This window comes from Roseateles terrae (assembly GCF_014192155.1).
In the GTDB taxonomy this organism is placed as follows: Bacteria; Pseudomonadota; Gammaproteobacteria; order Burkholderiales; family Burkholderiaceae_C; genus Roseateles; species Roseateles terrae.
Map to the genome: position 1 here is coordinate 172843 of NZ_JACHXO010000008.1, position 21455 is coordinate 194297.

General features: G+C 64.8%; 17 protein-coding genes and 1 CRISPR repeat array. Of the genes, 9 read left to right on the plus strand and 8 right to left on the minus strand.

What is annotated here, in order from left to right:
- The first annotated feature begins 28 nt into the window (after positions 1-28).
- The 8 genes from cas5c (at position 29) to FHS28_RS20130 (ending at position 10034) form a co-directional block, all read left to right on the plus strand.
- Positions 29-703 carry a type I-C CRISPR-associated protein Cas5c gene (gene cas5c / locus FHS28_RS20095; protein ID WP_088453617.1) on the plus strand — a complete coding sequence of 225 codons (675 nt, stop codon included), beginning with the start codon at positions 29-31 and terminating at the stop codon, positions 701-703.
- On the plus strand, positions 700-2544 hold the full coding sequence (gene cas8c / locus FHS28_RS20100; protein WP_088453618.1) for a type I-C CRISPR-associated protein Cas8c/Csd1: 1845 nt from the start codon (positions 700-702) through the stop codon (positions 2542-2544). Before cas5c ends, cas8c begins: the two co-directional genes overlap by 4 nt.
- Positions 2541-3434: a type I-C CRISPR-associated protein Cas7/Csd2 gene (cas7c, locus tag FHS28_RS20105; protein WP_088453619.1), complete on the plus strand. Its 894-nt coding sequence runs from the start codon at positions 2541-2543 to the stop codon at positions 3432-3434. The genes cas8c and cas7c overlap by 4 nt, the downstream gene beginning before the upstream one ends.
- A gap of 30 nt (positions 3435-3464) precedes the next feature.
- Positions 3465-4097 carry a CRISPR-associated protein Cas4 gene (gene cas4 / locus FHS28_RS20110; RefSeq protein ID WP_088453620.1) on the plus strand — a complete coding sequence of 211 codons (633 nt, stop codon included), beginning with the start codon at positions 3465-3467 and terminating at the stop codon, positions 4095-4097.
- A 3-nt stretch (positions 4098-4100) separates the two neighbouring features.
- Positions 4101-5141, plus strand: a complete 1041-nt coding sequence (gene cas1c / locus FHS28_RS20115; RefSeq protein ID WP_088453621.1) for a type I-C CRISPR-associated endonuclease Cas1c — start codon at positions 4101-4103, stop codon at positions 5139-5141.
- 10 nt (positions 5142-5151) lie between these two features.
- Positions 5152-5442 carry a CRISPR-associated endonuclease Cas2 gene (gene cas2, locus FHS28_RS20120; protein WP_088453622.1) on the plus strand — a complete coding sequence of 97 codons (291 nt, stop codon included), beginning with the start codon at positions 5152-5154 and terminating at the stop codon, positions 5440-5442.
- 181 nt (positions 5443-5623) lie between these two features.
- Positions 5624-7577: direct repeats of the CRISPR family, unit length 32 nt; unit sequence GTCGCGCCCTTCACGGGCGCGTGGGTTGAAAC.
- A 388-nt stretch (positions 7578-7965) separates the two neighbouring features.
- Positions 7966-8844 carry a flagellin N-terminal helical domain-containing protein gene (locus tag FHS28_RS20125; RefSeq protein WP_088453623.1) on the plus strand — a complete coding sequence of 293 codons (879 nt, stop codon included), beginning with the start codon at positions 7966-7968 and terminating at the stop codon, positions 8842-8844.
- A 107-nt stretch (positions 8845-8951) separates the two neighbouring features.
- Positions 8952-10034: a hypothetical protein gene (locus tag FHS28_RS20130; protein ID WP_184295289.1), complete on the plus strand. Its 1083-nt coding sequence runs from the start codon at positions 8952-8954 to the stop codon at positions 10032-10034.
- A gap of 3 nt (positions 10035-10037) precedes the next feature.
- Here FHS28_RS20130 and FHS28_RS20135 read toward each other — a convergent pair whose 3' ends face one another.
- The 8 genes from FHS28_RS20135 to FHS28_RS20170 form a co-directional block, all read right to left on the minus strand.
- The gene (locus FHS28_RS20135) at positions 10038-10808 is read right to left on the minus strand and encodes an ABC transporter ATP-binding protein (RefSeq protein WP_088453624.1); all 771 of its coding nucleotides are present in this window, start codon (positions 10806-10808) and stop codon (positions 10038-10040) included.
- On the minus strand, positions 10808-11929 hold the full coding sequence (locus tag FHS28_RS20140; RefSeq protein ID WP_088453625.1) for a succinylglutamate desuccinylase/aspartoacylase family protein: 1122 nt from the start codon (positions 11927-11929) through the stop codon (positions 10808-10810). Before FHS28_RS20140 ends, FHS28_RS20135 begins: the two co-directional genes overlap by 1 nt.
- A gap of 170 nt (positions 11930-12099) precedes the next feature.
- Positions 12100-12786: an ABC transporter permease gene (locus tag FHS28_RS20145; protein WP_088453626.1), complete on the minus strand. Its 687-nt coding sequence runs from the start codon at positions 12784-12786 to the stop codon at positions 12100-12102.
- Between the two features lie 112 nt (positions 12787-12898).
- Positions 12899-13591 (minus strand): ABC transporter permease, encoded by a 693-nt coding sequence (locus FHS28_RS20150; RefSeq protein ID WP_088453750.1) that lies wholly within the window; start codon positions 13589-13591, stop codon positions 12899-12901.
- A 91-nt stretch (positions 13592-13682) separates the two neighbouring features.
- Complete coding sequence (gene aotJ, locus FHS28_RS20155; RefSeq protein WP_088453627.1) at positions 13683-14477, minus strand: L-arginine-binding protein AotJ; 795 nt, start codon at positions 14475-14477, stop codon at positions 13683-13685.
- Between the two features lie 68 nt (positions 14478-14545).
- On the minus strand, positions 14546-15520 hold the full coding sequence (locus FHS28_RS20160; protein ID WP_088453628.1) for an alpha/beta fold hydrolase: 975 nt from the start codon (positions 15518-15520) through the stop codon (positions 14546-14548).
- Between the two features lie 16 nt (positions 15521-15536).
- Positions 15537-16313: a sulfurtransferase gene (locus FHS28_RS20165; RefSeq protein ID WP_310736831.1), complete on the minus strand. Its 777-nt coding sequence runs from the start codon at positions 16311-16313 to the stop codon at positions 15537-15539.
- A 155-nt stretch (positions 16314-16468) separates the two neighbouring features.
- Positions 16469-17743, minus strand: coding sequence for a peptidylprolyl isomerase (locus FHS28_RS20170; RefSeq protein ID WP_221194098.1), 1275 nt, complete (start codon positions 17741-17743; stop codon positions 16469-16471).
- Positions 17744-17848: 105 nt separating this feature from the next.
- Here FHS28_RS20170 and dnaE point away from each other — a divergent pair, with 105 nt between their 5' ends.
- Positions 17849-21400, plus strand: coding sequence for a DNA polymerase III subunit alpha (dnaE, locus tag FHS28_RS20175; protein ID WP_088453630.1), 3552 nt, complete (start codon positions 17849-17851; stop codon positions 21398-21400).
- Positions 21401-21455: the final 55 nt, after the last annotated feature.

Genomic DNA, 21455 nt, shown 5'->3' on the forward strand with positions numbered 1-21455 from the left:
GCATCCATCGAGAGGTTAGGGAGGCAAGATGGGATTTGGTATTCGTTTGCATGTGTGGGGCGAGCGAGCCTGCTTCACACGGCCGGAGATGAAAGTTGAGCGCGTCTCGTACGACGTCATGACGCCCTCAGCGGCGCGCGGCATCCTCGATGCCATTCACTGGAAGCCGGCATTGCGATGGCATGTCGACAGGATTCACGTGCTCCGGCCGATTCGATTTGAGTCCGTCCGCCGCAATGAAGTCGGCAGCAAACTCGCCCCCGGTGCTGTGAGCAAGGCGATGAAAGCACAAACCGTGGGGGGCCTTTGCAACGTTGTCGATGAAGATCGACAGCAACGCGCCGCCACGGTCCTGCGCGATGTGGCCTATGTGATCGAGGCGCACTTTTCGCTCACACCCAAAGCCGGGCCAGACGACTCGGTGGGGAAGCATCTGGACATCTTCAAACGCCGAGCCCGAAAGGGCCAATGCTTCCAGATGCCCTGTTTTGGCGTGCGTGAATTTCCGGCGCATTTTGCGCTGGTGGAGGATGCGGACGCCATGCCTCCTGCCCACACGACGCTCGCGGGATCACAAGACCTGGGCTGGATGCTGCTGGATATTGATTTTGATCAGGGCAGCACGCCGCGCTTTTTTCGGGCGCGTATGCAGGACGGCGTGATGGAGGTTCCTCCCTGGGAGAGCGTGGAGGTGAAATCATGATCGTTGAGGCGCTTGCGCTGCAATACCAGCGCCTGATCGAGCGTGACGAACCCGGACTCGCCCCCTATGGCTACAGCCCGGAACAGATCAGCTTTGTGGTCGTGTTGTCTCCAGAGGGCGATGTGGTGGACGTTCAATCACTGCTCGAAGTCATCGGGAAAAACGTCCGGCCGCGCCGCATGACGGTCCCGCAGCCGGAGAAGCGGGCGTCCGGGATCAAGCCGAACTTCCTGTGGGACAAGACCAGCTACACCTTGGGCGCCAGCGCCCGAAGTAAACGGGTGCTGGAGGAGCATGAGGCCTTCAAGGCATTCCATGTCCGCGTACTGGCTGGCGAGGTGGATCCCGGCCTGGCAGCATTCTTGAAATTCCTGAAAAAGTGGCAACCCGAGCAGTTCACGTCCCCTCGGTTCCCGAAGGAAATGCTGGACACCAACTTGGTTTTCAAGCTGGATGGTGAAAGGCAATATCTGCATCAGCGGCCCGCCGCGCAAGCGGTGCGCGCGCGGCTGTTGGCCGCTCCCGTAGACGACGATGTGTCCCTCCCAGTCCGTCGATGCATGGTCTCCGGGGAGATTGCTGCGGTGGCGCGGCTACATCCCCCCATCAAGGGCGTGGATCGTGCGCAGAGCTCCGGGGCGTCCATGGTTTCGTTCAACCTTGAGGCATTCAAATCGTACGGAAAGTCCCAGGGTGACAACGCACCGATGTCGGCGCAAACCGCCTTCGCCTACACCACGGTGCTGAACCATATGCTGCGGCGTGGTCCTCACAATCGACAGCGCTTCACGGTAGGAGATGCGTCCGTCGTTTTCTGGGCGGAAGCTCAGGACTCGCAAGCCGCCCACAGCAATGAAGATTTGCTGGCGATGCTGCTCAATCCCGACAGCCGACCGGATGACGGGAAGGAGACGGAGGCAGTACGGCATGTGCTGGACGGGATCGCCAAGGGGAGACCTTTGGCTGAGCTGGATCCTCGGCTGCAAGCGGACACACGCATGTTCATCCTCGGGCTGTCGCCGAATGCGTCGCGCCTGTCGGTCCGATATTGGTTGCGGGATACGTTGGGGGACCTGGTGCAGTGCCTGCATCAGCATGCGCGTGACCTGGAACTGGAACCTTCGCCGTGGAAGACCGAACCCAGTGTTTGGCGGTTGTGCCTGGCGACCGCGCCGTCCCGCGGCGATCCCCCCAAAGCCAAGGCGGACGATGTCCTGCCTCAACTCGCGGGCGATGTCATGCGGGCAGTTCTGACGGGAGGGCGGTATCCGCAGAGCCTGCTGAATCACATCGTGATGCGTATGCGGTCCGATGGGGATATCAGCGGCGTGCGGGTGGCCTTGTGCAAGGCGGTACTGAACCGCGAACTGCGACTGTCTCAATCCAAACAACAGGACAAGGAGGTTCCAGTGAGTCTAGATGTTGATTCCACCAACGCCGGCTATCTGCTCGGGCGGTTGTTCGCAGTCCTCGAAGGCGCGCAGCGAATGGCACTGGGTGGGCAGGTGAATGCCACCATCCGTGATCGATATTACGGGTCTGCCTCTGCCACGCCCGCTCTGGTGTTTCCGCTGCTGCTTCGCAATACGCAGAACCATATGAGCCGACTCCGCAAGGATAAGCCCGGTGCTGCGGTTCATCTTGAGCGGGACATTCAGGCCGTCATGAGCAAATTGCCGGGTGAGTTTCCGAAGCACCTGGGTCTGCAGGATCAAGGCCGCTTCGCAATCGGCTACTACCACCAGGCGCAGGCCCGATTTCAAAAGCCAGACGTGGATTCCGCTGCTCACAGCCGCGGTGACACCGCTGATGCCAACACCACCGAGGGAGGAACCCAATGAACGCCATCCAACATCGCCATGAGTTTGTGTTTCTGTTCGACGTCACCAACGGGAATCCCAACGGGGATCCGGACGCCGGCAACCTGCCGCGGCTGGACCCGGAAACGAACAAAGGAATGGTGACGGACGTCTGCCTCAAGCGGAAGGTCCGTAACTTCGTGGCACTTGAGAAGGGGGATGAGGAAGGCTTCTCGATCTACATGCAGGAGAGGGCGGTGCTGAACCAGCAGCATGCCCTTGGACGCAAGGCGGTGGGGCTGGACAAGGAGACTGCCGATGAACTCAAGAAATTGCCCAAGGATGAGGCCAAGGCGCGTGAACTGACTGCGTGGATGTGTCGCAATTTCTTTGACGTCCGCGCGTTTGGTGCCGTCATGACCACCGGGGTGAATGCCGGGCAGGTGCGAGGTCCGGTGCAACTGGCATTTGCGACGTCCGTGGATCCGGTCTTGCCTGTCGAAGTGTCCATCACCCGCATGGCGGTGACGACGCAAAGGGAGGCCGACGAGCAGAGCGGTGACAACCGAACGATGGGCCGCAAGCACATCATTCCGTATGGGCTTTATCGACTGCACGGGTTTGTCTCGGCCAAGCTGGCAGAACGAACGGGATTCACGGAGACTGATTTGAGTCTGCTGTGGAAGGCTCTGATCAACATGTTTGAGCACGATCGATCTGCCGCCCGTGGAGAGATGGCGGCGCGCAAGCTGTTTGTCTTTGAGCATGAGAGTGCCATGGGCAATGCCCCGGCGCACACGCTTTTCGAGACGGTGGAGATCCAGCGGCTGATGGGTGAGGGCGATGGTCCGGCCCGGTCGTTCAAGGACTACGCCGTGGAAGTCAAGCGCGATAGGCTTCCAGCGGGCGTCATGCTGCACGAACTGCTGTGATCAGACAGTGGGGCCGTTCGAGGGGCTTGCATGGATGACAAGCTGTGGGTCCCCCTGTCTGCGCTGCAACACTATTTGTATTGCCCCAGGCAATGCGCGCTGATACATGTAGAGCAACTGTGGGCTGAGAGTCAGCATACCGCCGAGGGGCGTTTGCTGCATGAGAGGGCCGACACGCCGAAGGTGGAACGACGTCGGGGCGTTCGCACCGTCACGGCGGTTCCGCTCAGCCATACCGGTTTGGGCATCACGGGTGTGGCTGATGTGGTGGAGTTCCGCCGGGGCGAGGATGGTTTGGAGAAAACCTATCCGGTTGAGTACAAGCGAGGGCGTCCAAAGCCGAATCGCAGTGATGAGGTCCAACTCTGCGCCCAGGCCTTGTGCCTGGAGACCATGTTGGGATGCCAGGTCGAGGAGGGGGCGCTGTACTACGGCGAAACAAGGCGGCGCACGCCGGTGCAAATGGATGAGGAATTGCGCGCCATCACGATCGCAACGATCGCGGCCACACGCACTATGTTGGTGGGTGGGACGACACCCTTGGCTACGTATTCCCCCAAGCGCTGTGACAACTGCTCTTTGCTGGATCTGTGCCAGCCGCAACTGCTTTGCCGCGGTGAGGGCGTGCAGCACTGGCTGCGTTCGCAACTAAAGCGGGAGTGAGCGATGCGTCGTCAACTCAACACTCTGTATGTGACTACGGAGGGGGCTTGGCTGCGCAAGGACGGCGCCAACATCGTCATGGACGTGGATGGCGAAACTCGCGCGCGTTTGCCAGTCCATATGCTGGATGGGCTCGTGTGCTTCGGCCGGGTCCTGGTGTCTACACCGTTGCTCGGCTTCTGCGCAGAGCAAGGCATCACGGTGTCATTCTTGACCAGTTATGGGCGTTTCCAGGCGCGGGTGGAGGGGCCCGTGTCCGGGAACGTACTGCTTCGGAGGGAGCAGTACCGACGCACGGATGATCCTGCGTCGTGCGCGCTGATCGTGCAGAACATCCTGGTTGGAAAGCTGCATAACCAAAGGGCTGTATTGGGCCGCGGCCTGCGGGACCATGCGGATAAGCTTTCTGACGCTGCAAATGCCGCGCTTCAGCATGCCCACCAGCGACTCGACCGGATCATCAAAAAGGTACAAGCCGAGGGTGATGTCGACGTTCTGCGCGGACTGGAGGGTGAGGCCGCTCAATGCTATTTTGGCGTGTTCGATCATCTCATTCGCAGCAGCGATGGCGCCATGCGATTCAGGAGTCGAAGCCGAAGGCCTCCGATGGACGCGGTAAATGCCTTGCTCTCATTCCTGTATACGTTGCTCACGCACGATTGCAGGTCGGCATTGGAAAGCGTTGGACTTGACCCGGCGGTCGGATTCCTGCATCGGGACCGTCCGGGTCGGCCCAGCCTGGCGCTGGACTTGTTGGAGGAATTCAGGCCGATGATGGCTGACAGGCTGGCGCTGTCGATGATCAACCTGAAGCAATTAACTGCCAGGGACTTCCAGACGATGGAGAACGGGGCCGTGCAGTTGAGGGAAGAGTCCCGGAAGAAGGTGTTGACGGCCTATCAGGAAAGAAAGCGCGAAGACTTGATGCACGCGTTCCTGGGAGAGAAGGCACCGATAGCGCTATTGCCATTTCTCCAGTCCCAACTCATGTCCAGGCACTTGCGCGGTGATCTCGATGGTTATCCACCATTCCTTTGGAAGTGAGGGATGTGAGGTGATGGTCTTGGTGAGCTATGACGTGAACACGCAGGACAAGGCTGGCGTGAGGAGGCTGCGCCAGATTTCGAAAGCGTGTTTGAACCTGGGGCAGCGGGTGCAGTTGTCAGTGTTTGAGATCGAACTCGAGCCAGCCCAGTGGGTGGCGCTGAAAGCGCGGCTGATCTCCATCATGGACCCCGCGACGGACAGTCTTCGTTTTTACTATCTCGGCAAGCGTTGGCAGAGCAAGGTGGAACACGCGGGAGCCAATGCGGCGCTTGATCTACACGCGCCCCTGATTTTGTAAGTGCAGCGCGAACCGGTATTGATTGGGAGTTGCGTGGGAGGTTCGCAGCGCGCTAAGGGCTTGCTGCCATTGGTGAAAAGCGTCAGAGAGGCTGGGCAGGCGCTGCAGGCACACGTTTGAAAGGAGGGTTCGCATTAGCGAATCCTTTTTTTTAACTGGGAGAATGGGTTACGAAGACGGGGTCGCGCCCTTCACGGGCGCGTGGGTTGAAACAAGTCCCGACAGGAAGGCCTGGCCATGATGAGGCGTCGCGCCCTTCACGGGCGCGTGGGTTGAAACCGCAAGGATGCTCCAGGCGTCTTCCAGGTGCTTACGTCGCGCCCTTCACGGGCGCGTGGGTTGAAACTGGCACCACGCCCGCAGGTTCGCCGGATCGCAGGTCGCGCCCTTCACGGGCGCGTGGGTTGAAACTCTGCCCTCCTCTTCCTCCTTCCTTCTCCTCTCCTGTCGCGCCCTTCACGGGCGCGTGGGTTGAAACGTCCAAATGCTGCCGGCCATGGTCGCCGCGTCACGTCGCGCCCTTCACGGGCGCGTGGGTTGAAACAATGTAGATGTCGAGCACCCCCTCACCCTTGCAAGTCGCGCCCTTCACGGGCGCGTGGGTTGAAACGTCCTCTTCTTTCACCAGCGCGTTGAGGATGTGGAAGTCGCGCCCTTCACGGGCGCGTGGGTTGAAACATCGCCTCGGTCCGCCAATTGCTGGCGACGTACAGTCGCGCCCTTCACGGGCGCGTGGGTTGAAACTGGAGCGTCTTGGGAGTCGTTTTCTGCAACTGACGGTCGCGCCCTTCACGGGCGCGTGGGTTGAAACTTGACGCTATTAGCAATCTCCGGGGGCGTTCCGTCGCGCCCTTCACGGGCGCGTGGGTTGAAACATGGCTATAAACGCGGAGCTGCCAAGCATCAGGCGTCGCGCCCTTCACGGGCGCGTGGGTTGAAACAGCCTGGGGTGGCTGGCCAGGAAGTTCGAGGTCAGCGTCGCGCCCTTCACGGGCGCGTGGGTTGAAACTCGCGTGAGTACCTGTGCGACTTCTCGGCCGCAGGTCGCGCCCTTCACGGGCGCGTGGGTTGAAACATTTCGACCGCGGCAAAAGAGGTCATCCGATGAGGTCGCGCCCTTCACGGGCGCGTGGGTTGAAACAGCGCCGACGCAGATCGATCCGCCCGCAGACAAGGGTCGCGCCCTTCACGGGCGCGTGGGTTGAAACTCGCCGAACTGGTCTTTGGGGTGGCGCTTCTTGTCGCGCCCTTCACGGGCGCGTGGGTTGAAACTTTCTAGAGGCGCAGGCACGGGCTACCCCGGCCGTCGCGCCCTTCGCGGGCGCGTGGGTTGAAACTCTCGCTCAATTGGCGCAACGGCACCAAGCGCGTGTCGCGCCCTTCACGGGCGCGTGGGTTGAAACTTTGATCCCCTGCGTGACCTGCTTGTGCGCCCCGGTCGCGCCCTTCACGGGCGCGTGGGTTGAAACACCGTACAGCAGTTCTTCCGACGCAATCGGGTTTGTCGCGCCCTTCACGGGCGCGTGGGTTGAAACTGTGAGCGCAGGTGCGGCGGTGTAGAGCTTGGTGGTCGCGCCCTTCACGGGCGCGTGGGTTGAAACTCCGTCATGCGGGCGATGATTTCGTGAGTGCTGCCGTCGCGCCCTTCACGGGCGCGTGGGTTGAAACCTGCACGTCCGTGATGCGCTCGGCGACCTGCTGCTTGTCGCGCCCTTCACGGGCGCGTGGGTTGAAACACTGGCACGCTCAACTACGGTGGCATTGAAGTTGGTGTCGCGCCCTTCACGGGCGCGTGGGTTGAAACTTTGCCAGGAGGGCGCGGGCTTCTGTCCACGCATGTCGCGCCCTTCACGGGCGCGTGGGTTGAAACTCCACGTCGCCGATGGTGCCAGTCGATTCCGTCGTGTCGCGCCCTTCACGGGCGCGTGGGTTGAAACGAATTGCCGTGCACGGGGCCGACATCAAGCTCACGTCGCGCCCTTCACGGGCGCGTGGATTGAAACCCCTTTGATGCCGTGGGCGGCTTCGATGGCGCGAGTCGCGCCCTTCTCGAGAGCGTGGGTTGAAACCGCTCCACCCAGGGAGGCGAGTGATGGAATAGGCGTCGCGCCCTCCACGGGCGCGTGGATTGAAATCCTCTCCATGTTGGTCATGTCGCACCCTTCACCGCCGCAGGACACCGCAGCCGGTCATCGCGCACCGGCGCGTGTTCAGGCCAGGCGATGACCTCCCGTCAGCTCTCCACGCCCGTAATGTCCCGCTATGAGCCCCCGAGCCGGCCTGGGGTCTCAGCGAAGTCAACCCGACAAACCCCCGGGCCTGCAGCGTCCCACGCCGAATCCCGCGCCTTCATCACCCGGGCACCGCCCATCGGACAGGGGAGGGCCGATCCGCGCGCCGTAACAACTTTTTTTCTGCCCGCCATTTAAGTCCCCGCTCCCCCCAGTCGTCCTAAGCAGGTGAGGGCAGTTCACACCGCCCCTCACCAAACAAGCGCAAGACCACTCTTTAGGAGCGAACATCATGTTGAGCCTGCACACCAACGCCGCGGCCCTGTCGACCCAGAACTCGCTGAGCTCGACGCAGAAAAACCTCTCCACCTCGATGACCCGCCTGGGCACCGGCTATCGCGTCAACTCCGCGATGGACGACGCCGCCGGCCTGCAGATCGCCACCCGTCTGGATGCCCAGACCCGCGGCATGGCCGTGGCCCAGCGCAACACCCAGAACGGCATCTCGATGCTGCAAACCGGTGAAGGCGCCCTGAATGAAGTCAGCAACATCCTGCTGCGCATGAAGGACCTGGCCACCGAAGCCTTCTCGGCCTCGTCCACGACGACCGACAAGACCGCGATGCAGAACGAGTACGACGCCCTGGGCACCGAACTCACCAACATCGTCAAGAACACCAGCTTCGGCGGCACCCAGCTGTTTTCCGACGGCACCACCATCGACGGCTCCAACGGCAAGATGAGCGCCGCCATGAGCTTCCAGATCGGTGCTTCCGCCGGTGAAACCATGTCGGTGGACGTCAGCACCCAGCTGACCGCCCTGGCCACCTCGCTGGGCAACATCTCGTCGCAATACGCCGCCACGCCGGCTGCCGGTACCGAACTGTCGGCCACCGCCAACACGCTGCTGACCACGCTGGGCACCGCCATCGACAAGGTGGGTGAACTGCGCGCGTCCTTCGGTGCTGCCGCCAACCGTCTGGACCATGTCTACAACAACCTGCAGAACATGAGCACCAACACGACGGCTGCCAAGGGCCGCATCATGGACACCGACTTCGCGGCCGAGTCGTCCACGATGACCACCAAGCAGATGCTGATGCAGTCCGGCACCGCGATGCTCAAGCAGAGCAACAGCATGTCTGGCCTCGTCATGTCGCTGCTGGGCTGATCGACGCACCACACCCCCCTCGGCGGTGCCGCTGGCACCGCACTTCTCAGCAGCCGGGTGTTCACCCGGCTGTTTTTTTGCCTGGACAGGCATGAAGGCAGGGCGCCATGGCGACTGGATCGAGCTCCTCCCTCTCGCCGATCTCGGCGGTCTCGGCCACGGCGCGCATCTCGGCGCCCGGTCGCGATCCCCAGAGCCTGCAAGCCGGCGATCTGTTGCGTCTCACACCCGGCAGCCGGGCCACCGGCGGCTGGACGCTGGAGTCGCTGGAAGGCAGCCAGGTGCTGTCCCTCATCCAGCCGCCGATGGACGATCTGGCCCCGGGCGACGAGGTGCTGATGCGGGTGGTGAGTGTTTCGCCGCGTCTGTCGCTGGAAGTGGTGGAACGACGCGGCAGAGGGCCGGGCGTTGCCGCGGCGGTGGATGCGTCGGCTTTCGAGGAGTTGTCCGGTGAGCGGCCCGCCGATGCGACCCGCAGTGAGGCTCGGACACGGGCCGCAGGGCCAGGCAACACCACCGCCGATCTGCCCGGCGCCGAGCGCTATATCCAACGTGATGGCCAACGTGATGGCCGACGTGATGGCGCAGGCCTTCAACAGGCGTCAGCGCCCCTCCGGGGTGACAGCACCTGGGCACAGCTGAGCTCCCTCCGCGCCGATCTGGCCGGCTGGCGGCGCCAGATGTTGTCCGACCCGGGCATGCCATCCCGATCCCTCAGTACCGCGCAACTGGTGCAAGGCTGGGCCCAGGCCCTGCAGCAGGGGCGTCCGCCGGTGTCCCCGGGGGGAGAGCCGTTCTGGTTGTTGCCGCAGCCCTACTGGCTGCGCCACGAGCGTCATGAGCGCGATGGGGCTTCGTCGGAGTCCCCCCGCTCGCCCGAACCGGAGCTTGACGACGAACCCGCCCTCAGCCTGCTCTTCAAATGGAAGGACGCTGCCATCGGCATGCAGCTGCAAGGCCCGCGCCATGCGCTGAAGCTGATCCTGCTGGCGGAGTCTGAGCAGGTGTTGACGGCCTTGCGCAGCGAGTTGCCGGCACTGGTCGCCGCGCTGGTGCGGGCCGGCGTGCGGCTGCAGCGGCTGGGGTGGCGGCAGCAGGCGCTTTGGGTGCCGGTGGATCCGTTCCCGGATCTGCGCGCCGACCCCGGCCTGCTCAGTGCCGCCGCGGAGCTGATGCTTGCGCTGCGCTGAACCTCACTTCAAGCCGCCACTGAGGAAGGCCTTCAGTCGCTCGCTCTGCGGCGAGGTCAGCACCTCGCGCGGAGGACCCTGTTCTTCCACCCGGCCCTGGTGCAGGAACATCGTGTGGGTGGACACCTCGCGTGCAAAGCCCATCTCATGGGTCACGACAATCATGGTGCGGCCTTCCGCGGCCAGGTCGCGCATGACCTTGAGCACCTCGCCCACCAGCTCCGGATCCAGTGCGGACGTGGGCTCGTCGAACAGCATCACTTCCGGTTCCACCGCCAGCGCGCGGGCGATGGCCACGCGCTGCTGCTCCCCGCCGGACAGCTGAGCCGGGTACACATCCTTGCGGTGCGACACACCGACACGTGCCAGCAAGGCTTCCGCCTTTTCGATGGCCTGGGCGCGGGGCTGCTTGAGCACATGCACCGGGGCCTCAATGACGTTTTCCAGCACCGTGCGGTGGGCCCACAGGTTGAAGTTCTGGAAGACCATCGCCAGACGGGCGCGCCAGCGCTGCAATTGCGCGGCGTCGGCGGCCCGCAGGCTGCCGTCACGGTCCTTGACGAGCTTCAGTTCTTCATCGCCCAGGCGCAGCTGGCCCTGGTAGGGCTGTTCCAGCAGGTTGAGGCAGCGCAGAAAGGTGCTTTTGCCGGAGCCGCTGGAGCCGATCAGGGTGATCACATCGCCGGGGCTGGCCGACAGCGAGATGCCCTTGAGCACCTCCCGGTCGCCATAACGCTTGTGCAGGTCAAGGACAGAAAGACTGGCGGCGGACATCAACGGGCTCCCAACAACTTGCCGGTGCGCAGCGCTTCGCGTCCGGCGACTTTGGCGACCTTGGCGCCGGCGGTGACCAGACGCAGCGTATCGCGTGCAAACAGCAGTCCATCGACCGGACTCTTCAGTTCCGTCACCGACGCGGAGATCGGGTCGATGACATGGGCCAGCACCTCACCCTGTCTGACTTCGGCGCCCACCTCCCGAATGAAGGTGAGCACACCCGGCACCGGGCTCTGGATGGGCATGCAGCCGGCCAGCGGGCGGGCGTCTCCCACCGGCGCGGGCGCGGGCGTCACCGGGCCGCTGAGGGCGCCACGGAAGGTGAGGAAATCGATGATGGCCTGGGCATCGTGGCTGGCCAGGTCGTGGTGCACGTCCTGCTGGCCGCGCAATTCCACCGTGACCGACAGGCAGGCCTGCGGAATCGGGAACCGGTCGCCGAAGTGCGCCTTCCAGCGCCACCAGGGCTGGGAGCAGGCTTCGTCGAAAGGCTGGTCGCCGGAATCCATTGCCAGCAGCGTGACCGCGGCGCCCAGGTAGGCGGCCAGCGGCTCGCATTCGGGCCAGCACGGCGTCTCGGTGTAGAGGTGCACCAGCGCCTGGGCGTCGCAATGCAGGTCCAGCACCACATCGGCGTCACAGGCCAGGCGCATCAGCGTCTTGCGCAGGGCCTGCAGCTCGGTGGCGGCCGGCGCCGCGTCGATCTCGGTGCGCAGCGCCCGACGCAGCACGGCCACATTGTGGGCGGCATCACCGGTCAGCGCCGGCGCCGCACGTTCCGCGGCAGCGTCGATGAAGACCGGGTAGTGGCGGTTGAAATTCTCGCCGGAGAGCGACTCGAAGCGCCCCAGATGGGACTGCAGCCACCACTGCGACAGACCAATCGGGTTGGCCATGGGCACCAGCACGATCTCGCCCTGGATGCGACCGGCCGCTTCCAGGGCATCCAGTTGGCGGCGCAGATGCCAGGCGGTGAGCATGCCGGGCAGTTCATCCGCATGCAGCGACGCCTGGATGTAGATCTTGGGGCCGGCGCCCGGCTGGCCATAGTGTAGCGAGACCAGTTCACGCTGGGTGCCGGGCGAGGGACTGGGCAGGAGATGTTGTTGGACTTGCATGGCGAAATGAGGATGGTCCCTGGCGCTGCTCACGCCGGGCAGGGCGGCAGCGGCAACAGGGGCGCTTCAAGGGCATCAGGGCATCAGAGGCGTCAGAGGGCGTCAGAGCGCTTCGCAGAGGGGGCAACGGCGCGGCCGGGCTGAAACCGGGATGCGCCTGCCGGCCTGCTTCACCGAGGCATCAGCGGCTTGAGCCACCGGGCCTCGGCTTTGTGGAACAGGCCCACCAGCACCAACGTAAAGCAGAAGTAGAACAGAGCCGCGGTGATGAAGGCCTCGAAGGGAATGTAATAGGTGGAGTTGATCTCCCGGGCAGCGCCCGTGAGGTCCATCAGCGTCACGACGCTGGCCAGCGAGGTGCCGTGCAGCATGAAGATCGCTTCGTTGCTGTAGGCCGGCAGCGAACGCCGCAAGGCGGACGGCAGCACGATGCGGCGCAGCATCACCCAGCGGGTCATGCCCAGGGCTTTGGCGGCCTCGATCTCGCCGTACGGCAGCGCACGGATGGAGCCGGCGATGATCTCGGTCGTGTAGGCGCAGGTGTTCAGCACAAAGGTCAGGCAGGCGCAGAACCAGGCCGAGCTGAACAGCGGCCAGACGGCGCTTTGCTGCATCCATTCGAACTGGCCCAGGCCGTAATAAATGAGGAACAGCTGCACCAGCATCGGCGTGCCGCGAAAGACGTAGGTGTAGACCCAGATCGGGCGGGACAGCCACGGAATCGGCAGGGTGCGCAGCACCGCCAGCGGGATGGCCAGGGTCAGGCCGATGAGCAGCGAAATGCCCAGCAGCTCCGCCGTGGTCACGGCCCCTTCCAGATAGCGAGGGAAGTTCTCGAGGATGGCGTCCAGGTTCATGAGCGGCGAGGGTTCAGGAGGCGTCGGAGCGGGCAAGGCTCGTGAGTCACGTCAGTGCATCGCTGGCATGGCGTCAGGCCGGTGCGGCAGGGGAAGGCGATGGGACGGCCCATCACAGCGACTGACGCCGCACACCGATGGACAGCCGCTGGTTCAAGTGGCTGAACAGCAGTTCCGAGAGGGTGGTGAACACCAGGTAGATCAGCGCCACCGCGCTGTAGAACACAAACGGCTCGCGGGTGCTGCCGGCAGCCTGCATGCCGCGGGTCATCAGGTCATGCAGGCCGATGACGGACACGATGGCGGTGCTTTTGATCAGCACCAGCCAGTTGTTGGACAGGCCCGGCAGCGCATGCCGGAACATCTGCGGGAACGTGATGCGCCAGGCCACCTGTCGCGGCGACATGCCATACGCCAGGCCCGCTTCCCGCTGCCCGGGCGGCACCGCCAGGAAAGCACCGCGGAAGGCCTCGGTGAGGTAGGCGCCGAAGATGAAGCCGATGGTCAGCACGCCGGCCACAAATGGGTTGATGTCGATGTAGTCCTCATGGCCCAGTGCCATGGCGACGTTGTTGACCAGCACCTGCCCGCCAAAGAAGATCAGCAGCATCAAAAGCAGATCGGGCACGCCGCGGATCAGCGTGGTGTAGACGGTGGCCACCGCTTTGGCGGCGCGCCATCGCGACAGTTTGGCCAGCGCCCCCAGCAGGCCCAGCAGCATTGCCAGTGCCATCGAACTCAGCGCCACGGCCAGGGTCAGCAAGGAGCCTTCCAGCAGGCTGGGCAGATACCCATGCAGATTCATCAACGTCTCTTTGTCAGACCGGGCCTGCCGCCCCTCACTGCGGAAGCGGCAGGCCATGGAGGGTCCCTTCAGCGAAGCGACCGCCCGGAAGTCACTTCACCGAAATGTCGTACTTGAAGTACTTGTCGTTCAGCTTCTTGAACTCGCCGTTGGACTTCAGGGCGGCGATGCCGTCGTTGAACTTCTTGGCCAGGGTCTTTTCGTCCTGCTTGCGCAGGCCGACACCGACGCCGACACCGAAGTACTTCGGATCGTTGTACTCGGGGCCGACCATTTCATAGCCCTTGCCGGCCGGGGTCTGGATGAAGCCCATGTCGGTGGCGACCATGTCGGCCAGGGTCAGGTCCACACGGCCGGACTTCAGGTCGAGGAACGCCTGGTCCTGAGTGGCGTAGCGAACGATGTCGCTCTGCTTGAAGGTGGCATCCACAAACTTCTCGTGGATGGTGGCGCGCTGCACGCCGATCTTTTTGCCCTTCAGGCCGGCAGGCGAGAAGTCGAACTTGGTGCCTGCCTTGGCGGCGAAGCGGGCCGGCACGCTGTAGTAGGGGTTGGAGAAGGCGATGACCTTCTTGCGCTCATCGGTGATGGACATCGACGCGATGATCGCGTCCACCTTGCGCGACTGCAGGGCGGGGATGAGGCCGTCGAAGTCCTGCTGCACCAGGGTGCATTCGGCCTTCATCTGGGCGCACAGGGCGTTGGCCAGGTCGATCTCGAAGCCCTTGAGCTTGCCGTCCGCGCCGACTTCGGAGAAGGGAGGGTAAGCCCCTTCCACGCCGATGCGGATCTTTTTCCACTCAGGCGCCTGGGCCTGGACACCGGCCGCAGCCAGCATGGCAGCCGCCACCAGGGTGGCGCGGGCAATCAGAAAGCGACGTTGCATGAAGTTTCCTTTGTGGGGGATTCAGAAAGCCCGATGTTGCAATGCGGCATGACTCGCAACCATCAGGGTTATAGAGAGTGCAAAAACGTGTAGACCGGCCGGACGGTGGACAAAGGGTCCTCCTCCTGGGGGACATGGCCCAGCGCCGGGAACATTTCGAGCCGGCTGCCGGGGATCTGTTGCTGGAAGATGCGGGCCGCTTCCGGCGGGATGAGCTGGTCCCGGCCGCCCCACAGAATCAGCGTCGGGGCCTGGATGCGGGGGAGCAGGTCGGCAAAGCGGCCCGGTGTGCGCTGCGCCAGCCGCTGGGCCAGCGCTTCGCGGTTGCCCTCCCGCAACGTCAGCTCGAAATAACGGTCCACCAGCGAGGCGGTGACCTTGGACGGGTCGCCATACACGCTCTTGATGCTGCGCTCGACCAGCGGTCGGGGCAGGAAATTCCGCGCCAGGGCGCGGAGCAGAGCCGATTGAGGCACCCGAAAACCGGCGGGGACGGCGGTGCTGGCCACATCCAGATTGCCGGCGTCCACCAGGACCAGGGCGGCGACCTGCTCCGGATGCCGCGCCGCATAACCCCAGGCAATGCCGCCGCCCAGTGAATTGCCGCCCAGCACCACCCGCTGCAACTTCAGATGGGCGAGGAAACGCTGCAGAAATCGGTCATAGGCTTCGTCGCTGTAGTCGCCCTGCACGGAGGGACCGGTGAGGCCGAAGCCCGGCAGGTCGAGGGTGATGACCCGGCGCTCGGTCTTGAGTTCCGACACCCAGCCGGCCCAGGTGTGCAGGCTGGCGGCGGTGCCATGCAGCAGGACGATGGGGGCGGCGTCGTCCCGCGGACCTTCGTCACGCACATGCACCAGCTGCGTCCGACCATCGCCCATCGGCAGTTCGATGAAGTCGGATGGCGCCTCCGCCCAGCGGCTCAGCAGGCTGTCCAGCGGACGGTCCGGGGCATGGAAGGCCATGGCCAGCAGCGCAGTGGCCAGGACCAGGAAGCCCAGCAGCTTCATCAGCCTGGCAAGCACGGTGGGACGTTCGCTCATGCCGCTCAGTGGCCGCTCAATGGCGATCCAGCGCTTCGTTGTCGGGGGAGGGGGCCAGGCCCGGATCGACCGCCCGGCGCTCGTCGAAGACGAAGCAGTCGCCGTGGTAGTGGTCGCCGCCGACTTCCTCGAAGTACTTCAGGATGCCGCCTTCGAGCTGGTAGACGGGACCGCCCAGGCCCTGGTCGGCCAGGTAGAGCGCCGCTTTTTCGCAGCGGATGCCGCCGGTGCAATAGCTCACCACCGTCTTGCCTTCCAGCTCGGCCCGGTGGGCCCGGACCGCGTCCGGGAATTCGCTGAACTTGGTGATGCGCCAGTCGATGGCGCCATCGAAGGCGCCGACATCCACCTCGAAGGCGTTCCGGGTGTCCAGGGTGACCACCGGCCGGCCGTCATCGTCATGGCCCTGGTCCAGCCAGCGCTTGAGCGTGGCGGCAGGCAGGGCGGGGGCGCGGGGGCTGCGGTCCGGCCGGATGGTGGGGTGATTCATCCGGATGATCTCCGGCTTGACCTTCACCAGCAGCTTGCGGAAGGGGACGGTGTCGCTCCAGCTCTCCTTGGGCGCGAGCGCCGCGAAGCGGGTGTCCGCGCGCAGGGCGTCCACCCAGGCATGCACGTCGGCGGCGGGACCGGCCAGGAAGAGGTTGATGCCTTCTTCGGCGATCAGCACGGTGCCCTTCAGGCCCAGCTGGCTGGCATGGGCATGCAGCTGGTCGCGCAGCGACTGGGGGTCGCTGATGCCAACGAACAGGTAGCAGGAAATGTTGAGGATGGTCGGGCCGGAAGTGTTCACGTCGGCAAACCGGGCGCAGGGCCCGTGGCTACGGTGCAAAACCGGCGATTGTAGGTGGTGGGCCAGGCCGGCCGGACGCAGCATTCCGTGCATGGGCGTCAGTCGCTGGGCGGGTCCGCAAGTTCGGTGCCGAGGGCGCTGTGCGCCCCCCGGCGTCAGCGGCTGGTCTCACGCGGCGGTTGGCGGTCCACCTTCACGTCGGTCGGCCGCACCCGCACCGGTGCACTGGCGGTGCAGATCTCGGTGTGCTCGGGGCTGTGGACAAACCAGCCACCGCGGTGGCGACGGGCATTGAGCAGGGCCTGCCAGGTGGGCGTGTCGGTGCGCATCACCTGAAGCTGGGGACGCTGGTCGGCCGGCATCGCCGCGGCCAGGGTCACCCGGGTGATCGGCTGGCGCTGTTCGGCCTTTTCGTAGAACCCCAGACGGCCGGTGCCGCGGGGCAGGGCGGAGAGGTATTCCATGCCCTTGAGCACCCGGCCGACCACGGTGATGTTCAGGTCCAGCCCGCGCGGCGCGTGGCCGATGACGACGTACAGCTCGGCGCCGGTGCTGGAATCGACCTCGTTGCCGCGGCCGGCGCCGACGGTGGCGTAGCAGTGCGCCATCCAGGCGCGTCCGGTGGCCGGGTCGGCCGCGACCGGGAATCCGTCCACATGGCCGGCGCGCGGCGCCCAGCCGTCCGGATCCGGTAGCACGGTCAGGGGCAGGCCCTTGAGCGGCACATCGAATTCAGCCGGCAGGTGGGCGGTGGCACCGGCCGGGAAGGGACGGGCCTTGCCCTTGACGCCGGTCTCGTCGTCATCGGCGTCCGGGTCGCCCCACTGGGTCACATAGTTGTCCTGCACCCGCAGGATGGCCAGGCCATCCCAGTAACCGCCGCGGGCCAGCGCCCGGATGTTGTCCACATGGCGCGGCGCAAAGCGCGGTGCCAGTTCGATGTAGGCCTCGCCTTGCGGCAAGGTCATGATGAGGAGGTTGTCCGGGTCCACCTCGCGCCAGGCGGCGGCGGGCGAGGTGGCGATGATGTCGGCGGCGCTGGGCAGCGTGGCGGCCGAGGCAGCACTGGTGGGGGCTGCCGGCGCCGCCGGGGCCTTCGGGGATGTCGCGGCCTTCGCGGCCTTCGCGGACTTCGCAGCCTTCGCGGCTGTCGGGGCCGTTGCGGACTTCGCCGCTGTCGAGGCCGCCGGCGCTTCTGCCGCCATCACCGGCCCGACCAGACCCAGCACCACCAGGGCGCTGCACAGCGAGCGCCAGGTCGACTTGGGCGCAGAGGCCGGGGCCGACGCCTGCGCCAGCACCTGGACGGACACCGGCGCTGTGGGCGACATGGATGCCGACAACACCGGTATCGACGCCGATAGGGGCGCCGCCAAAGGCGCCTCCCGAGAGACAGACACGGCGGACGGCACAGCAGACAGGTCGGACATCTTCCAGGCGCTCCAGGCAGGCATCATTGGGTGCGCAGAGCATAGCGCCCGGGAAGGGGATGCCAGACGCCCGAAGGGGTGGCCGTCCTCCCTACAATCCCGGATATGGCTTTTGTTCACCTCCGCATTCACACCGAGTTTTCCGTGGTCGACGGCACCCTGCGCGTCGACGATGCCGCCAAGGCTGCCGCCAAGGACGGGCAGGTGGCCCTGGGCCTGACCGATCTGGCCAACATGTTCGGCGGGGTGAAGTTCTACAACGCCTGCCGCAAGAAGGGCGTCAAGCCCATCCTGGGGGCCGAAGTCTGGCTGGAGGCGGACAGCCACGACAAGCCGCCCAGCCGGGTGCTGCTGCTGGTGCAGAACATCCAGGGTTACCTGAACCTGAGCGAACTGCTGTCCCGGGCCTGGATCCAGAACGTGCAGCGCAACCAGGCGCTGCTCAAGCTCGAATGGATGCAGGAGCTGAATGAAGGCTTGATCTGCCTGGGCGGCATGCAGTTCGGCCCGATCGGCCAGGCGCTGGTCGCCGGTGACGCCACCCGGGCGATGGACTGGGCCCGGCGGCTCGGCGCCATCTTCCCGAATCGTTTCTACATCGAGCTGCAGCGCGCCGGCCTGCCCGGCCAGGAAGCGCTGGTGCGCCAGCTGGTGCCGCTGGCGGCCAAGGCGGGCCTGCCGGTGGTGGCCACCCACCCGATCCAGTTCCTGGAAGAAGACGACTTCGAAGCCCATGAAGCGCGGGTCTGCGTGGCCGAAGGCGAGACGCTGGCCAATCCCAAGCGCATCAAGCGCTTCCTGCCCAGCCAGCACTTCAAGAAGCAGGCGGAGATGGAGGCGCTGTTCGCCGACATCCCCAGCGCCATCACCAACACGGTGGAAATCGCCCGGCGTTGCAGCCTGACCCTGGTGCTGGGCAAACCGCAGCTGCCCAACTTCCCCACGCCGATCCGTGACGACGGCACCCCGATGCCGATGGAGCAGTACTTCCGCCAGCTCTCTTACGAGGGCCTGGAAGACCGCCTGAATCTGCTGTTCCCGGATCCGGCGAAGCGGGAGGCGGTGCGTCCCCGCTACGTGGAGCGGCTGGAGTTCGAGCTCAACACCATCATCAAGATGGGCTTCCCCGGCTACTTCCTCATCGTGGGTGACTTCATCCGCTGGGCGAAGAACAACGGCTGCCCGGTGGGTCCGGGCCGGGGCTCCGGTGCCGGCTCGCTGGTGGCGTATGTGCTGCTGATCACCGACCTGGATCCGCTGCAATACAACCTGCTGTTCGAACGTTTCCTGAACCCGGAGCGGGTGTCGATGCCTGACTTCGACATCGACTTCTGCCAGGGCAACCGCGACCGGGTGATCGAATATGTGAAGGACAAATACGGCCGTCCGGCGGTGAGCCAGATTGCCACCTTCGGCACGATGGCGGCCAAGGGCGCGCTGCGTGACATCGGCCGGGTGCTGGGCATGGGCTTCGGCCATGTCGATTCCATCGCCAAGCTGGTGCCCGCGCCTCCGGGCAAGACGGTGACGCTGGCCAAGCTGCCGCCGGACTTCGACCCGGACAAGGCCAAGATGGTCTATGCCCGGCATGAGTCGCCGGAGATCGAGGAACGCGAAAAGCAGGACGAGGAAGTGGCCGGCCTGCTGGAGATGGCCGCGCGGGTGGAGGGCACGGTGCGCTCCATTGGCATGCACGCCGGGGGCGTGCTGATCGCCCCGGGCAAGATCACCGACTTCTGCCCGCAATATCAGCAGCCGGGCTCCACCTCGGCGGTCAGCCAATACGACAAGGACGACGTCGAAGCCATCGGCCTGGTGAAGTTCGACTTTCTGGGTCTGGCCACGCTGACCATCCTGGAGCTGGCCAAGAACTTCATCGTCTCGCAGTATCCGGAACACAAGGACTTCGCCTTCGAGACGATTCCGCTGGACGACAAGAAGACCTACAAGCTCTTCTCCGACGGCCTGACCGAATCGGTGTTCCAGTTTGAATCCAGCGGCATGCAGCGCATGCTCAAGGACGCCAAGCCGTCCCGCCTGGAAGACCTGATCGCCCTGAACGCGCTCTACCGCCCGGGCCCGATGGACCTGATCCCCAGCTTCGTGGCCCGCAAGCACGGCAAGGAAGTGGTGGAGTATCCCCATCCGCTGGTGGAGCCGGTGCTGTCCGAGACCTACGGCATCATGGTCTACCAGGAACAGGTGATGCAGACGGCGCAGGTGCTGGGCGGCTACTCGCTCGGCGGCGCCGACATGCTGCGCCGGGCGATGGGCAAGAAGAAGGCCGAGGAAATGGCCATGCACCGCGACCTGTTCCGCAAGGGCGCCGCGGAAAAGGGCATCGACCAGAACAAGGCCGACGAAGTCTTCGACCTGATGGAGAAGTTTGCGGGCTACGGCTTCAACAAGTCGCACGCGGCCGCTTACTCGCTGCTGGCCTATCACACCGGCTGGCTGAAGGTGCATTTCACGGCGGAGTTCTTCGCCGCGAACATGACCATCGAATCGGACGACACCGACAAGCTCAAGGTCCTGATGAAGGACGCCAAGCTGTTCGGCATCGAGTTCGAGCCGCCCAACATCAACCTGGGCGTCGGCCGTTTCGAGCCGATGCCGCCCACTGCCGGCGTCGACAGCACCGACAAGCGCGGCGGCACGCCCCGCTCCCGCAAGATCAACTACAGCCTGGGCGCCGTCAAGGGCACCGGCGCCGGCGCGATCGAGGCCATTGTGCGGGCCCGTACCGAAGGCGGTCCGTTCAAGAGCTTCTTCGACTTCTGCGCCCGGGTGGACCGCAAGTCGGTCAACAAGCGGGTGGTGGAAGCGCTGATCAAGGCCGGTGCCTTTGACGCGCTGGAGCCGGACCGTGCGCGGCTGCTGGCCAGCGTGTCGCTGGGCTACACCTATGCGGACAACCTGGCTCAGAACGTCAATCAGGGCGGCCTGTTCGACTTCGATGACACCCATGGCAGCTCCACCGCCGAACCCGAACTGGTGGACGTGCCGAGCTGGGGCATCAAGGAACGGCTGAGCCTGGAGAAGACGGCCATCGGCTTCTACCTCTCCGGCCACCTGTTCGACGAGCATGAGCCGGAGCTGCGCAAGATGGTGCGGCGCCGCATCGTGGATCTGCAGGACAGCCGCGAGCCGGTGGTGGTGGCGGGCATCGTCAGCGACATGCGGGTGATCAACGGCCAGCGCGGCCGGGTGGGCATCTTCAAGCTGGACGACAAGACCGATGCGATCGAGGCGGTCGCCAACGAAGAGATGCTCAACACCCACAAGGAACTGCTGACCGAGGATGAACTGGTCATCGCCGTGGGCAAGGTGCAGAACGACCGCTTTTCCGGCGGCCTGCGGATGAACATCCAGCAGGTCTACAGCCTGCCGGCGGCGCGCGCCAAGTTTGGCCGCTTCCTGCGCACGGCGCCCAATCTGCCAGCCGCCACCGTGCTGGAGCTGATCCGCAACTGGCCGGCCAAGCGGGTGGAAACCGAGCAGGGCGTCCTCAGCCAGGGCCTGGAGTTGCGCATCCCCATCCGCCGGGATGGTGCCGTGGCCGAACTGGGGCTGGGCGGCGCCGGCAAGTTCTGGCCGAGCGACGAGGCCTTGAAGAAGCTGGCGCCGGCCGAGATCGTGTACGACTCGGGCGGTTGAGGCCCCGGGGATCGGCTGTCGATCCCCCATTTGACGGATCAATTCCGCCGTTCAG